The 14584-nt window shown below is 67.7% G+C and carries 19 protein-coding genes; 16 read left to right on the top strand and 3 right to left on the bottom strand.

Going from position 1 to position 14584, the window contains the following annotated elements:
• Positions 1–142 precede the first annotated feature (142 nt).
• From pth to ACFX59_RS02540, 7 genes are all read left to right on the top strand, one after another.
• Positions 143–718: an aminoacyl-tRNA hydrolase gene (pth, locus tag ACFX59_RS02510; protein WP_307100542.1), complete on the top strand. Its 576-nt coding sequence runs from the start codon at positions 143–145 to the stop codon at positions 716–718.
• On the top strand, positions 715–1317 hold the full coding sequence (locus ACFX59_RS02515) for a TIGR02466 family protein (RefSeq protein WP_307100543.1): 603 nt from the start codon (positions 715–717) through the stop codon (positions 1315–1317). Before pth ends, ACFX59_RS02515 begins: the two co-directional genes overlap by 4 nt.
• Before the next feature lie 160 nt (positions 1318–1477).
• Positions 1478–1672 (top strand): hypothetical protein, encoded by a 195-nt coding sequence (locus ACFX59_RS02520; RefSeq protein ID WP_307100545.1) that lies wholly within the window; start codon positions 1478–1480, stop codon positions 1670–1672.
• A gap of 207 nt (positions 1673–1879) precedes the next feature.
• Positions 1880–2980, top strand: a complete 1101-nt coding sequence (ychF, locus tag ACFX59_RS02525; protein WP_309701103.1) for a redox-regulated ATPase YchF — start codon at positions 1880–1882, stop codon at positions 2978–2980.
• Between the two features lie 79 nt (positions 2981–3059).
• A complete protein-coding gene (locus ACFX59_RS02530; protein ID WP_387429360.1) occupies positions 3060–3452 on the top strand; it encodes a BLUF domain-containing protein in 393 nt (130 codons plus the stop codon).
• Between the two features lie 86 nt (positions 3453–3538).
• Positions 3539–4864: an ectonucleotide pyrophosphatase/phosphodiesterase gene (locus ACFX59_RS02535; protein ID WP_387429363.1), complete on the top strand. Its 1326-nt coding sequence runs from the start codon at positions 3539–3541 to the stop codon at positions 4862–4864.
• A 12-nt stretch (positions 4865–4876) separates the two neighbouring features.
• Positions 4877–5326, top strand: coding sequence for a MaoC family dehydratase (locus ACFX59_RS02540; RefSeq protein WP_387429365.1), 450 nt, complete (start codon positions 4877–4879; stop codon positions 5324–5326).
• Here the strand turns inward: ACFX59_RS02540 and ACFX59_RS02545 are convergent, their stop codons facing one another.
• Positions 5327–5851, bottom strand: a complete 525-nt coding sequence (locus tag ACFX59_RS02545; protein WP_307100555.1) for a hypothetical protein — start codon at positions 5849–5851, stop codon at positions 5327–5329. It abuts the gene before it with no gap.
• Positions 5852–6138: 287 nt separating this feature from the next.
• On the opposite strand from ACFX59_RS02545, the gene petA reads away from it, so the two are divergent.
• From petA to ACFX59_RS02580, 7 genes are all read left to right on the top strand, one after another.
• On the top strand, positions 6139–6732 hold the full coding sequence (petA, locus tag ACFX59_RS02550) for a ubiquinol-cytochrome c reductase iron-sulfur subunit (RefSeq protein ID WP_307100557.1): 594 nt from the start codon (positions 6139–6141) through the stop codon (positions 6730–6732).
• A 15-nt stretch (positions 6733–6747) separates the two neighbouring features.
• Complete coding sequence (locus tag ACFX59_RS02555) at positions 6748–8046, top strand: cytochrome b/b6 (RefSeq protein ID WP_309701095.1); 1299 nt, start codon at positions 6748–6750, stop codon at positions 8044–8046.
• A 25-nt stretch (positions 8047–8071) separates the two neighbouring features.
• Entirely contained in the window at positions 8072–8920 is an 849-nt protein-coding gene (locus ACFX59_RS02560) for a cytochrome c1 (RefSeq protein WP_387429368.1), read from the top strand.
• Positions 8921–9168: 248 nt separating this feature from the next.
• Positions 9169–9705 (top strand): adenine phosphoribosyltransferase, encoded by a 537-nt coding sequence (locus ACFX59_RS02565; RefSeq protein WP_387429370.1) that lies wholly within the window; start codon positions 9169–9171, stop codon positions 9703–9705.
• Positions 9705–10160: a TrmH family RNA methyltransferase gene (locus ACFX59_RS02570; protein WP_309697130.1), complete on the top strand. Its 456-nt coding sequence runs from the start codon at positions 9705–9707 to the stop codon at positions 10158–10160. Before ACFX59_RS02565 ends, ACFX59_RS02570 begins: the two co-directional genes overlap by 1 nt.
• Before the next feature lie 35 nt (positions 10161–10195).
• The gene (gene hemF / locus ACFX59_RS02575; RefSeq protein ID WP_387429373.1) at positions 10196–11056 is read left to right on the top strand and encodes an oxygen-dependent coproporphyrinogen oxidase; all 861 of its coding nucleotides are present in this window, start codon (positions 10196–10198) and stop codon (positions 11054–11056) included.
• 3 nt (positions 11057–11059) lie between these two features.
• The gene (locus tag ACFX59_RS02580; protein WP_387429377.1) at positions 11060–11653 is read left to right on the top strand and encodes a GNAT family N-acetyltransferase; all 594 of its coding nucleotides are present in this window, start codon (positions 11060–11062) and stop codon (positions 11651–11653) included.
• On the opposite strand, the gene ACFX59_RS02585 is transcribed toward ACFX59_RS02580, so the two are convergent.
• Together ACFX59_RS02585 and ACFX59_RS02590 are read right to left on the bottom strand one after the other, a co-directional pair.
• Positions 11643–12371, bottom strand: coding sequence for a hypothetical protein (locus ACFX59_RS02585; RefSeq protein ID WP_309697135.1), 729 nt, complete (start codon positions 12369–12371; stop codon positions 11643–11645). The genes ACFX59_RS02580 and ACFX59_RS02585 overlap by 11 nt on opposite strands.
• Positions 12372–12382: 11 nt before the next feature.
• Positions 12383–13234, bottom strand: a complete 852-nt coding sequence (locus ACFX59_RS02590; protein ID WP_309701085.1) for a hypothetical protein — start codon at positions 13232–13234, stop codon at positions 12383–12385.
• A 173-nt stretch (positions 13235–13407) separates the two neighbouring features.
• On the opposite strand from ACFX59_RS02590, the gene lipB reads away from it, so the two are divergent.
• Positions 13408–14079, top strand: coding sequence for a lipoyl(octanoyl) transferase LipB (gene lipB / locus ACFX59_RS02595; RefSeq protein WP_387429381.1), 672 nt, complete (start codon positions 13408–13410; stop codon positions 14077–14079).
• Between the two features lie 90 nt (positions 14080–14169).
• Positions 14170–14436, top strand: coding sequence for a hypothetical protein (locus tag ACFX59_RS02600; RefSeq protein WP_307100572.1), 267 nt, complete (start codon positions 14170–14172; stop codon positions 14434–14436).
• Positions 14437–14584 lie beyond the last annotated feature (148 nt).

Genomic DNA, 14584 nt, shown 5'->3' on the forward strand with positions numbered 1-14584 from the left:
GGGTTCGGGGAATTTGGTTTAGCCCCAACATCCGTTCAGGCTGAACGAAGTCGAAGCCCACGCCCCCTCCACCCTCACCGCATTGGAAACCCGAAGCCCCCGGTGCTAGGGCCCTGCCAACCAAGCGAATAAGGAATATCACATGCAGGTCTGGGCCGGGTTGGGCAATCCGGGGCCGCAATATGCGATGCACCGCCACAATGTCGGCTTCATGGCGATGGACGCCATCGCCGAGGTGCATGATTTCGGCCCCGTGAAGAAGCAGTTCCAGGGCTGGACCCAGGAAGGCCGGATCGGCGGGCAGAAGATCCTGCTGCTCAAGCCCGCGACCTTCATGAACGAGAGCGGGCGCAGCGTCGGCGACGCGCTGCGCTTCTACAAGCTGGGGGTGGAGGCGCTGACCGTCTTCCACGACGAACTCGACCTCGCGCCCTTCCGGGTGAAGGTGAAGACCGGCGGCGGCACGGCGGGGCATAACGGACTGCGCTCGATCGACCAGCATCTGGGGCCCGACTTCCGCCGCGTCCGGCTCGGCATCGGCCATCCGGGGCACAAGGACCGCGTGACCGGCCATGTGCTGGGCAATTACGCCAAGGCGGAGATCGAGCCGCTGTCCGACCTGCTCGGCGCGCTGGCGGCGGAGGCGCGCTGGCTGGCCGAGGGGGACGATGTCCGCTTCGTCAACGACATCGCGCTGCGCCTGGGAGATCCGGCATGAGCGTGCGCCGCCTCTTCGCCTCGCTTCTCTATGAGGGCCAGCTGGACGATGCCGATCTGCTGGAGGAGATCGAGCAGAGCTGCTGGGCGCTGGCCGAGGACGACCGCGCCGGGCGGCGCTGGTCGAAGGAGCATGGCTATCGCGGCTATACCAGCTATGCCTCGCTCAACGACCTGCCGATCCGCGATCCGGTCTTCGCGGACCTGCGCAAGAAGCTGGACCGCCATGTCGCGCGCTTCGCCGAGGAATGCGCCTTCGACCTGGGCGGGCGCAAACTGAAGCTGGACAGCCTGTGGGTCAATGTCCTGAAACCCGGCGGGCATCATTCGGCGCATATCCATCCGCACTCGGTCGTCTCGGGCACGCTCTATGTCGCCATGCCCCAGGGATCGGGCGCGCTGAAGCTGGAGGATCCGCGCCTGCCGATGCTGATGGCGGCACCGCCGCGCCGTGCCGATGCGCCCGACGACTTGGCCACCTTCGCCACCGCCACGCCCCAGCCGGGAACGGTGCTGCTGTGGGAAAGCTGGCTGCGGCACGAGGTCGTACCCAACGGTGCCAAGGGCGAGCGGATCAGCGTCAGCTTCAACTATCGCTGATCCGCCGCGTGCGACGATCCGCGCCGCACCCACGACAGGGCGAAAGGTTCCCACGCTTCATCGATGAAAGCGGGCGCTTCGCCGCGCCGATATCGTGCCGTTAACTTATCTCGGTTAAAGGGGGCATCGATCGCACCCCCTATCCCGGACGTTATTCCCGATGATCGAATTCGCTGTCTTCACCTTCGGCATGTTGGCGAGCTTCGTGCTGTCGGGCCTGGGCCGGAACAAGAAGGCGCAGCGCGCCAATCCGCCGATGCTGCATTATCTGGGCCTGGTGCTGATGGGGTTTTCGGGGGCGCTGGGCGTGATGCTGCTCGCCTGGGCCGCCGCGATGATGGTCGGGATCGCCTGACCCCATAACCCCTTCCCCCCAGTCCGTTCAGCCTGAGCGAAGTCGAAGGCCACGCTGGAACATCCGACAATAGCGCCCCGCCCAACCGTCATCCCTTGGCCTTCGACTTCGCTCAGGCTGAACGGAGCATGGGAGAAGCGCTCGGTTGAGAAATATCCCCATCGTCGCTAGAGGGACGCTTTCCCCTTCCTGTAGGATAAGCGACGCATGGGTTTCCGCTGCGGCATCGTCGGCCTGCCGAATGTCGGCAAGTCCACCCTCTTCAACGCGCTGACCGAAACGGCGGCGGCGCAGGCCGCCAATTATCCGTTCTGCACGATCGAGCCGAATGTCGGCAACGTCGCGGTCCCCGATCCGCGCCTGTACCAGCTGGCCGAGGTCGCCGGGTCCGCCAAGATCATCGAGACGCAGCTCGCCTTTGTCGACATTGCGGGCCTCGTGCGCGGCGCGTCCAAGGGCGAGGGCCTGGGCAACCAGTTCCTCGGCAATATCCGCGAGGTGGACGCGATCGTCCATGTCCTGCGCTGTTTCGAGGACGGCGACGTGACCCATGTCGAGGGCAAGGTCGACCCCATCGCCGATGCCGAGACGGTCGAGACCGAGCTGATGCTCTCCGACCTCGAAAGCCTGGAAAAGCGCGTGCCCGCCTTCATCAAGAAGGGGCAGCAGGGCGACAAGGAGGCCAAGATCGCCGCCTCGGTCCTGGGCCAGACGCTGGAGCTGCTGCGCGACGGCAAGCCCGCGCGGCTGACCGTGCCCAAGGATGAGGAAGAGGCGCGCGTGTTCTCGCAGGCACAGCTGCTGACCGCCAAGCCCGTCCTCTATGTCTGCAACGTCGAGGAATCGAACGCCGCCAACGGCAATGCCCATTCGGCGCGCGTGTTCGAAAAGGCCGCCGCCGAGGGCGCGCAGGCGGTCGTCGTGTCGGCCGCGATCGAAGCCGAGATCGCGACCATGCCCGCGGAGGATCGCGGCGAGTTCCTGTCCGAGCTGGGCCTGTCCGAAACCGGCCTCGCCCGCGTGATCCGCGCCGGTTACGCGCTGCTCGACCTGCTGACCTTCTTCACGGTCGGCCCCAAGGAGGCGCGCGCCTGGACCGTCCATCGCGGCGCCAAGGCGCCCAATGCGGCGGGCGAGATCCACAGCGATTTCGAACGCGGCTTCATCCGCGCCGAAACCATCGCCTTTGCCGACTATATCGCCTTCAAGGGCGAAGCGGGCGCCCGCGATGCGGGCAAGTTGCGCGCCGAGGGCAAGGAATATGTCGTGCAGGACGGCGACGTGATGCTGTTCCGCTTCAACGTCTGACCCATTATGCGCCGGTCGGCTCCGGCCGCCCGGCGCATTGCCGCTTTGCAGCGCGCGCCGGAGGACCTAGAAGCCGATTATGATCCAGGTTAGTTCGTTCCGGCGTATCATCTATAGCAGCCAGGCCGTGGGCGAGGATGGCCGGTCGGACCACCTGGCCATATTGCGCGTCTCGCGCCGCAACAACGGCATGGACGGCATTTCGGGCATCCTCTGGATCGAGCGGGGCCGCTATCTCCAGTTGATCGAGGGCCCCGTCGACAGCGTCGGCGACGCGTTCGAGCGGATCCGGCGCGATCCGCGCCACACCGACATCCAGGTCCTCGACGACCGCCGGACCGACACTGCGACCTTCGGCGACTGGGCGATGGCGGGGCTGCCCGGCGATCATCCTGCCGAAGCCGCCGAACGGCTGCGGGTCCTGCTTCGCCATGCCGGGCCGGAGGTGCGCCACTTCTTCCCGCTGGACTGACTGGCCGGGCAAGCGCGATCGTGCCGACGGGCCTCGCCAGTGTCACAGGACGACGCTATCGGCTGGCCTGAAAGGATAGCCGCTCCGTGACCCGACTCCCCCTCGCCGCCCTGGCCCTGACCCTCCTGGCCGGTTGTGCCTACCCCTATACGCCGCCCGCATTGCCCCCGATCGGCGAGAGCGCGGCGAGCGCGAGCGCGAGGGCGACGACGCCCCGCCCCGCCGCCGATGCGGTCGCGCCGCGCGCGCCGGTCACGATCCTGGTATCGATCGATGGCTTCCGCCCCGATTATCTGACGCGCGGGCTGACCCCGAACCTGTCGCGGCTGGCGGCCGAGGGGGTCAGCGCGTCGATGCGCCCCTCCTTCCCGTCCAAGACCTTCCCCAATCACTGGACGCTGGTCACCGGGCTGGTGCCCGATCGCCACGGGATCGTCGCCAACGGCTTCACCGATCCGGCCCATCCCGACGCGCGCTTCACCATGGCCTCGGACCAGCCCTATTGGTGGAACGCCGCCGAGCCGATCTGGATCACCGCCGAAAAAGCCGGGATTCCCACCGCCACCATGTTCTGGCCCGGATCGAACGTCGCCTGGGGCGGCACCTTCCACCCCGGCGACTATGGCGGCACCGTGACGGGCGGCATGCGTCCGCACGACTGGCAACAGTTCAACCAGAACGTGACCGACCGCCAGCGGGTCGATTCGATCATCGACTGGCTGCGTCGCCCGGCGGCCAGCCGCCCGCACTTCCTGACGCTGTATTTCGACGAAGTGGACAGCGCGGGCCATGACGCCGGGCCCGACTCGCCACAGGTGAACGCGGCGGTCGGCAAGGTGGACGAGGCGATCGGCCGCCTGCTGGCCGGGCTGGCCGAACTGGGCCAGCCCGCCAATCTGGTCGTCGTCGCCGACCACGGCATGGCCGCGACCTCCAGCGACCGGATCGTGACCGAAGATTCGCTGGTCGATCCCGCCGATGCGGTGATGACCGAGGACGGCCCCTATGCGACCTTCCGCGCGGTGCCGGGGCACGAGGCCGCGCTGGAGCATCGGCTGCTGGGCCATCACGATCATGCCGATTGCTGGCGCAGCCCGGCGATGCCCGCGCGTTTCCATTATGGTCGCAACCCGCGCATCCCCCCCTATTTCTGCCTCGCCCAGACCGGCTGGCTGATCCAGGCCAAGCGGCCCGACGCCCCCTTTGCCAAGGGCACCCATGGCTATGACAATGCCGATCCCGCCATGGCCGCGCTATTCATCGCGCAGGGCCCCGCATTTCGGTCGGGGGTGCGGCTGGCGCCGTTCGACAATGTCGATGTCGCCCCGCTGCTGCGCGATCTGATCGGGCTTCCGGCGGGTCGGGGGCTGGATGGCAACGATGCGCCGTTCCGCCGCGTTTTCAAACGATAAGGAGAGGATGCGATGATCTGGCTGGAGGATGTGGCGGTCGGCGATACCGCGCGGTTCGGACATCATCGGGTCGAGCGGGACGAGGTGATCGCCTTTGCCACGCGCTACGATCCCCAGCCCTTTCACCTGTCCGACGAGGCCGCCGCCGCCACCCATTTCGGGCGGCTGTCGGCCAGCGGCTGGCATACCGGGTCGATGACCATGGCGATGATCGTCGAGCATTACCGGGCGACCGGCTTTCAGAGCCTGGGATCGCCCGGCATCGACGAGCTGCGCTGGTTGAAGCCGGTCTATCCGGGCGACACTCTGCGCTGCGAGACCGAGGTGCTGGAGGTGCGTCGCTCGGCCAGTCGGCCCGACATGGGGCTGATCGTCAGCCTGCTGACCGTCTATAACCAGGACGATGTGGCGGTGATGCGGTTCCGCCCCACGCTGATGATCTGGGCCCGCTCGGCAGGCTGATCAGCGCGGCCCGCGCGGCCCGCCCCGCGCGCCGCCGGGCCGCCCGCCGCGCCAGCCGGGATTGCCGCCGCGAGGGCCGCGCCATCCCTCGACCCGTGGGGCCGGTGGGCGGGGCGCGACACCCACACCGGGGTTGGGGCCGGGGCCACGCGGGCCATTGCCCCAGCGATCGCCGCGCCAGCCGTTGCGACCCCAGCCGCGCCACTGGTCGCGGATCGGGGCCCCGCGCCACGCGCCGCGCCGCCCTTCCCAATAGGCGCGCTGCCCCTCGTTCCAGCGGAACGGCCGACGATAGCGGTCATAGACATAGACGCCCGTGCCCGGATAATAAAAGTCGTCGTACCAGCCATAATAGGACGGCGCATAACCCGCGCCGTAATAGCCGGGGGCATAGCCATAGCCGCCATATCCGCCATAGCCCGTGCCCACCGACACGCCGCTATAGCCATAGCCGTCGGCGCAGCCGCCCAGCGCCAACAGCCCGGCGGCCAGCAAGCCGCCCCATCCGATCCTGCCCAAGAGCATCGCCTCTCTCCATGCCCCTGGTCGTTCCTGCGGATGCGCCAGGGACCCGTCATCCGCGTCCGTCATCGGTCAACCCGAACCACGCCACCATGGTTCCTGCGCCCGCCCGACTGCACCCGCCATGAACGCCACCGCAAAGGGGATTGGCAAAGCCCGCCAAGCAAGGCTAACCTGACGCTCCGTTCATCATGGGCGGGCGAGATCGGGCGGCGCATGACCGGGGACAATCCGGCACGACCGCCAGGGCGCGACCGGCGCCACGCGAACGAGGTGGAGGGACAGGACGAATGGCGATGACGGAGAACACCGTACCCCCCGGCGAGTCGCCGGAGCCATTCCACGAAGAGGTCCATGATCCCCGCCGCCGCGACTTCATCAACGTCGCCGCCGTGTCCTTCGCGGGCGTGGGCGCGCTGGCCATCGTCCTGCCGCTGATCAACCAGATGAACCCCTCGGCCGACGTGCTGGCGCAGTCGACCACCGAGATCGACCTGTCCAAGATCGCGCCGGGCCAGGCAATTAAGGCCAGTTTCCGCAAGCAACCGCTGTTCGTCCGCAACCTGACGCCCAAGGAGATGGCGGAGGCCGATGCGGTGCCGCTGTCCGAGTTGCGCGATCCCCAGACGCTGGAGGAGCGGACCAAGCCGGGCAAGAAGAACTGGCTGATCACGCTGGGGGTCTGCACCCATCTGGGCTGCGTGCCGCTGGGCGCGGGCGAGGGCGAGAATAAGGGCCCCTATGGCGGCTATTTCTGCCCCTGCCACGGTTCGGCCTATGACACCGCCGCGCGCATCCGAAAGGGTCCGGCACCGAAGAACCTCTTCGTGCCCGATTACAAGTTCGACAGCGACACGACCGTCACGGTCGGCGCGGCCGCTTAAAGGGGGACCCGAGACATGAGCTTTCCCTGGGCCAAGCATTACGAACCCAAACAGCCGGTCATGCGCTGGCTGGACGAGAAGCTGCCGCTGCCGCGCCTCGTCTACAATGCGGTGGGCGCGGGCTATCCGGTGCCGCGCAACCTGAATTACTTCTGGAATTTCGGCGTGCTGGCGGGCGCCGCGCTCGCCATCCAGATCATCACCGGCGTGGTGCTGGCAATGCACTATGCCGCCAATGCGGGCGTCGCCTTCGACTCGGTCGAAAGCATCATGCGCGACGTGAACGCAGGGTGGTTCCTGCGCTATGCCCACGCCAATGGCGCGTCGATGTTCTTCATCGTCGTCTATACGCACATCTTCCGCGGCCTCTATTACGGGTCCTACAAGGCCCCGCGCGAGATGGTCTGGCTGCTCGGCGTCGTCATCTTCCTGCTGATGATGGCCACCGCCTTCATGGGCTATGTCCTTCCCTGGGGGCAGATGAGCTTTTGGGGCGCGCAGGTCATCACCGGCTTCTTCTCGGCGATCCCGCTGGTCGGCGACACCATCCGCGTCTGGCTACTGGGCGGGTTCGCGCCGGACAATGCCGCGCTCAACCGCTTCTTCTCGCTCCACTATCTGCTGCCCTTCGTGATCGCAGGCGTCATCATCCTGCACATCTGGGCGCTGCACATTCCCGGCTCGAACAACCCGACCGGCGTGGACGTGAAGGGCGAGCAGGATACGGTGCCCTTCCACCCCTATTACACCGCCAAGGATGCAGTGGGGCTGGGCGTGTTCCTGCTGGTGTTCGCGGGGCTGCTGTTCTTCTTCCCCAATTATCTGGGGCACCCGGACAATTACATCCCGGCCAACCCGCTCTCGACCCCTGCGCATATCGTGCCCGAATGGTATTTCTGGCCCTTCTACGCGATCCTGCGCGCCTTCACCGCCGACTTCATCCTGCCCGCCAAGCTGTGGGGCGTGCTGGCGATGTTCGGGTCGATCCTACTGCTGTTCTTCCTTCCCTGGCTGGACAGCTCGCCGGTGCGGTCGAGCAATTTCCGGCCCAAGGCGCGGATCGCCTTCTGGGTGCTGGTGGTCGACGTGCTGCTGCTCGGCTGGTGCGGGGGGTCGCCCGCGACGCCCTTCTTCATCATCCTCAGCCAGGTCACGGCGGCCTATTATTTCCTCCACTTCCTGGTGATCCTGCCGTGGATCGCGCGGACGGAGCGGCCCGCCCCCCTGCCCCATTCGATCACCGAAGCCGTGCTGGCCAAACATGGCGGCACCGCGCCCACCAAGTCGGCCCTAACCCCTTCGGCTTCGGCCTGACACGAACCGAGAGAGGATTTCGAACATGGTTCGTGGCATCGCATTCCTGGTCGGGGCGGCCTTCACCCTGGTCCTCGCCATCGCGCTGTGGGGCAGCGTCTCGGGGCTGGTCTCCGACCCGCCCGCCCCCACCGCCGAGGAGGAGTTCCACCTCCACCCCAAGCCCGCGCATCTGGCCTCGGACGGGATATTGGGCCGGTTCGACCGGCGCCAGCTCCAGCGCGGCTTCCAGGTCTATAAGGAGGTCTGCGCGGCCTGCCATTCGCTGCGGCTGGTGGCGTTCCGCGACCTGAAGGATCTGGGCTATAACGAGGCCGAGGTGAAGGCGATCGCCAACCAGTGGGTCATCGAACAGCCGAGCATCAACCCGGAGACGGGCGAGGCGACGACGCGCAAGAACGTGCCCGCCGACCATTTCCCCTCGCCCTTCGCCAACGAGGTCGCGGCGCGCGCGGCGAACAACAATGCGCTGCCGCCCGACCTGTCGCTGATGACCAAGGCGCGGCATGACGGCACCAATTACGTCTATTCGCTGATCGGTCCCGACGCCTATCGCAACCAGCCCGCCGCGCTGCTGCGCCAGTTCCCGGATGCCAAGACGCCGACGGGGCTGCACTACAATCCCTATTTCGCGAACCTCAACATCGCGATGCCGCCGCCGCTGACCCAGGACGGGCAGGTCCAATATACCGACGGCACGCTGGCGACCCGCGACCAGATGGCCAAGGACGTCGCCGCCTTCCTGACCTGGACCGCCGAGCCCAAGCTGGAATCGCGCCATGCGGCGGGGACCGGGGCGGTGATCTTCATACTGATCTTCTGCTTCCTGGCCTGGGGCGCGTATCAGAATGTCTGGCGCGACGTGAAGCATTGAGGCCGTATCGAATCATGTGAGAGCCTGGGGCGGTTTCCCGACGAGGGAGCCGCCTTTTTTTTCTTGGGGAAGCCGCCGCCCCACTCCCGACCTCCGTTCAGGCTGAGCGAAGTCGAAGCCCATGCCCGAACCTTTCCTCCGGCCCCTTTGGCAATGGATTCCCTTGGCCTTCGACTTCGCTCAGGCCGAACGGAGGGTTGGGATTGCCCCCCTTTACCCCCGCCGCCATCAGGCCCATGAGGCGCCGCATGAACGCCAATGACGATCTGAAAGCCCTGATCCGCACGATGCCGGACTTTCCCAAGCCCGGCATCGCGTTCCGCGACATCACCACGCTGCTGCTCGACCCGACGGGTTTCGCGCAGACCATCGAGCGGATGGTCGCCGCGACGCGCGGGCCGGTCGACCTGATCGCAGGGATCGAGGCGCGCGGCTTCCTGTTCGCCGCCGCGCTGGCGGTGCCGCTGAACGCGGGCGTGCTGCTGATCCGCAAGGACGGCAAGCTGCCCGGCGCAACCATCGCCGAGGATTATGCGCTGGAATATGGCCAGGACCGGATCGCGATGCACGAGGATGCGCTGGTCCCCGGCGCACGAGTCCTGCTGGTCGACGACCTGATCGCGACCGGCGGCACCGCCCGCGCCGCCGTCCGGCTGCTGCGCAAGGCGGGGGGTGTCGTCGAACAGGCGCAGTTCCTGGTCGACCTGCCCGATCTCGGCGGCGCCGACGCGTTGCGGGCGGAGGGGCTGGCGGTCGATGCGCTGCTGTCCTTTCCCGGCCATTGATGCGGCTGGCGCTTCATGAGCCCGATATTGCGGGCAATGTCGGCACGCTGATCCGCACCGCGACCTGTTTCGGCGTCGCGGTCGACCTGATCGAGCCGATGGGCTTTCCCTATTCCGACCGGGCGCTGGCGCGATCGGCGATGGACTATGCCGCCATGGCCCAGGTGGTGCGCCATGCCGATTGGGACGCCTTCCGCGCCGCCACGCCGGGACGGATCGTGCTGGCGACGACGCTGGGCGCGCTGCCGCTGCCCGAGATGGTGTTCCGCCCCGACGACGTGATCCTGCTCGGCTCGGAGGGCGCAGGGGTGCCAGAGGCGGTGCACGACGCCGCCGACATCCGGGTGCGCGTGCCGATGCGCAGCGGCGTCCGCTCGCTCAACGTCGCGATCACCGGCGGCATCCTGCTGGCCGAGGCGCGGCGGCAGACGGGTTGGGACCAAATGCCGGGTTGACCCCCGCCCCCTCCCCCGCCCAGAGACTCCGGACCATGACCAGCCGCACCCCCGACATCGCGCTCGACGCCGAGCAGGACGCCGCCCGCCTCTGGTTCGAATCGCTGCGCGACCGGATTTGCGCCGCGTTCGAGGCGATCGAGCGCGAGGCGGGGTCTGACGCGGCCTTCACCTATACCGCCTGGGACCGTGCCGATCCCAGCGGCGAGCCCGGCGGCGGCGGCGTGCGCGGCGTGATGAAGGGGCGCGTCTTCGAAAAGGTCGGCGTCAACGTCTCGACCGTCGGCGGCACGTTCGAGGGGCCGTTCGCCCAGACTATCCACGGCGCGGGCGAGGATCCGCGCTTCGTGGCGACGGGGATCAGCCTGGTCGCGCACATGGCCAACCCGCATGTCCCCGCGGTCCATATGAACACCCGCTTCCTGACCACGACCAAGCGCTGGTTCGGCGGCGGCGCGGACCTGAATCCGCCGCTGCCCATCGAGGAGGATACCGCCGAATTCCATGCCGCGATGCAGGCGGCGTGCGATGCGCATGACCCGGGCCATTATCCGCGGTTCAAGGCCTGGGCCGACGATTATTTCTACATCCCCCACCGCAAGGTGCATCGCGGGGTGGGCGGCATCTTCTACGATCATCTGGAGGGCGATTTCGACGCCAATTTCGCGCTGACCCGCGATGTCGGCGAGGCGTTCCTGGATGTCTATCCGCGCATCGTCCGGCGGCGGATGGACCAGCCCTTTACCGAGGCGGATCGCGCGACGATGCTGGCGTGGCGCGGGCGCTATGCCGAGTTCAACCTGGTCCATGATCGCGGCACGCTGTTCGGACTGAAGACCGGCGGCAATATCGAGGCGATCCTGATGAGCCTGCCGCCGCTCGCGACCTGGGAATAATCCATGGCGCTGATCCCCGTCGATCCCGGCGAGATCGCCACCATCGTCACCACGCTGGAGATGCGCGAGCGCCCACGCCCGCGCCCGATGCTCGCCTCGCCGCTGCGGCTGACCGCCTGGGCCCGGCCCGAGCCCGCCAAATACCGGGCGCTGTTCGCGCGGGTCGGCGCGCCGTGGCTGTGGTTCTCGCGGCTGGTGATGGACGACGCGATGCTGACCGGGATCATCCACGATCCCGCCGTCTCGGTCTTCGCGGTCATCGACCGGATGGGGATCGAGGTCGGGCTGCTCGAACTCGACCATCGCCAGACGGGCGCGTGCGAGATCGGCTATTTCGGGCTGATCCCCGAACTGGCGGGGCATGGCCATGGCCGCTGGCTGATGGCGCAGGCGATGCTGCGCGCCTGGACGCCGGGGGTGGAGCGGGTCTGGGTGCATACCTGCACGCTCGACCATCCCTCGGCGCTGAGCTTCTACCGCAAGCAGGGATTCACCCCGATCGGGCGCGCGATCGAGACCTTTCCCGATCCCCGCGCGCTGGGATTGTTGCCCGAGGATGCCGCGCCGCAGATCCCGCGCCTGGGGATCAGCGGCTGACCAGTCGGCGATAGGCGGCGAGCGCGATCAGCGCCTGGGCCACCCCGGACGCCAGCGCCACCGCCGCCGCCCCGGTCTGGAGCAGGGCGATCGCGACCGGATTGCCGCCGCTGCCCTGCACCGTGTCGATCAGCAGGATGAAGGGCTGGCCCAGGATCATACCGCCCAGATAGGTGCAGGAGGCCAGCGCCGCCATCGGCAGCCCGACGCCCCGCGTCAGCGCGAACGAGCGGGCCAGCGCCGCCAGCGCGGGCATCCGCCGCTCGGCCAGCAGGATCGGGCCGACCAGCAACAACCGCCCCGCGACATACAGCCCCGGCAGGATATAGAGCAGCATTCCCGCCCCCACCGGCAACGCCACCAGGATCATCGCGAGCAGGAAGCGCGGCGCGATCCGCAGGCTGACGTTCAGCGCCTGTCCCACCGTCAACCGGCCGCCGCCCAGATGCAGTGCCAGCAGCGCCGCGGTGCCGATCAGCCCGATCGCATAGGTGGCGAAATACCAGCCGCCATATTGCCCCGCCCAGTTGCCCACCGAATCGACCCAGGCCATCGCCCGCGCCGCGCCGTCCGCCGCGTCCTCTTCGGGCAGGGGCGGCGCAGGCACCAGCAGGCCGAGCGCGAGCGTCGGCAGGAACAGGAAGGGCGCGGCCAGCCGCAGCGTAAGGTCGGCATTCCGGCGGAACAGGCCCCAGGCGTCCCGCAGCGCAGCCATCATGTCGAACGTCATCACAGCGACGGCGTGCCGTCCTCCGTGGCCGGACCGGCGGGATGCTCGGCCGCCGTCGCGACATAGAGCCGGGCGACGAAGACATAGGCCAGCGTCATGAAGGCGGCGGTGACGATCGACCCCAGCACCCCGACCAGCCCCAGCACGATCCCCGGCCGGTCGGGCCCGAGCGCCAGCCGCAGGACGGCGCCGGTCACCCCCTGCACCGCCAGCGTGGTGACGAACAGGACGATCAGGAACAGCAGCGAGACGCCGATCAGCCGCCAGGTCATCCCACGCGTCAACGTCAGCGACCGGCGATAGGCGCCCAGCCCCCGCCGCTCGTTCAGTACCACCGCATAAAGGGGCATGAACCGCACGCCGATCCATACCGCGACCAGGGCGAGGGCCAGGATGTAGAGCCCCAGAATCGCACCCAGCCCCGAGGGGATGGGCGGCATCAGCGCGGGATTGCCATTGGCGGCCACCGCCTGCGCGAAGTCGAAGCCCGAGGCCCCCAGCAGGACCATGGGAATGAGGATCGCGACCATGAACGCCAGGCCCAGCACCAATGCCACGCCCAGCGCCGCCGGGAATCGCCGCAAGCCGGCACGCGCCGCATCGGCCTGGGTGGTCGCGGGATGGGTGGCCAGCGCCATGATTGCCAGCTGCGCCCAGATGCCCAGCAGCGCACCCAGGATCGTCGATACCATCATCAGGCCGCCATGCGGCACGCTGCCTGCGGGGACGAGCAGCAGCTGGACCAGGACCGGGACGACGAACCCGATCGCGGCGAAGGGGACCAGCATCCCGGCCCTGCCTGCCAGCACCTGTTGCGTGCTGTCCCACACCGATCCGATCCTGACGGTCATCTTGTTTCCCTTTGCCCCGTCATGCGGCCGACCTGTCCGGCGTCATCCGTCATGAACATGACTCCTGCCTAACCGATTGCCGGACGGGACGCCATCGGTCGCGTTGGCCCGCCGCCCCCCTTCCCGGCGGAACGCTTGCATCGCCGCCGCCCCGGGCGCAGATAGCGCGCATCGTGACCGATCTTCCCGCCTTTTCCGATATCGAATGGCGCATCAGCGCCGGGCTCACCCCCTATGACCAGTCGCTTGCCGAGATGGAGGCGCGCGCCGCCGCGGTGGCGGCGGGCGAGGCGCGCGAGCTCGTCTGGCTGCTCGAACATCCCCCCGTCTATACGGCGGGGACCAGCGCCGATCCGGCCGAGCTGGTCGATCCGCGCTTTCCGGTGCACCAGACCGGGCGCGGCGGCAAATATACCTATCACGGGCCCGGACAGCGGACCGGCTATCTGGTGCTGGACCTGACCAAGCGCGGCCGCGACGTGCGGCAATTCGTCCATGCGCTGGAGGACTGGCTGATCGCCGCGCTCGGCCGGCTGGGGGTGAATGCCTTCAGCGTGGACGGGCGCGTCGGCATCTGGACCCGCGACGGCGGGCCGGAGGCCAAGATCGGCGCGATCGGGGTGCGCGTGCGCCGCTGGGTCACGCTGCACGGGTTCGCGGTCAATATCGCGCCCGACCTGTCCCATTTCGGCGGCATCGTCCCCTGCGGCCTGCCGGAGTTCCCGGTGACCAGTCTTTTTGCGTTGAATGGCACCAAGTCATTGGAAACCTTTGACGAGGCGCTTGCGTTCAGCTTTCCGGCTTTCCTCAAGACCCTTGATCCGGTCCGACAAAACGAGGCTTGAGGACCAGGCGGTATCCGATTAATGTCCACCCCGATTTGGGTAATAGGGCCAGCAAGCCGTTCCAAATCCTTATTATCAAGGGAGCTTCCAATGCGTGCAATCATCTCCAAGGTCCTGACGGGCTCGATCATCGCCGGCGCGGCGCTCGCGGTTTCGGCTTGCGGCTCGAAGACCGAGAACACCACCGACGCGAACATGACCACCGAAATGAACGCTTCGGAAGGCATGGACACCACCACCGACAACATGACCGCCGTCGACGGCGCCATGAACGGTGGCGTGATGGCCAACGACACCATGTCGAACGACATGATGATGGCCAACGACACGATGACCAACGCGTCGAACGCGATGTAATCATCGCCAGGATCATTCCTGACGACAGGGGCCGTCCGGGCAACCGGGCGGCCCTTTTCATGGGTGAGCCAGCCCGCGCCAGAGGGCGTCGCCAGCGCCGCCAACACCGCGATTTCGCTGCCTTTCCGTAACGACCGATCGCATCCGA

Source organism: Sphingomonas sp. NCPPB 2930, from assembly GCF_042867205.1.
Taxonomy (GTDB): domain Bacteria; phylum Pseudomonadota; class Alphaproteobacteria; order Sphingomonadales; family Sphingomonadaceae; genus Sphingomonas.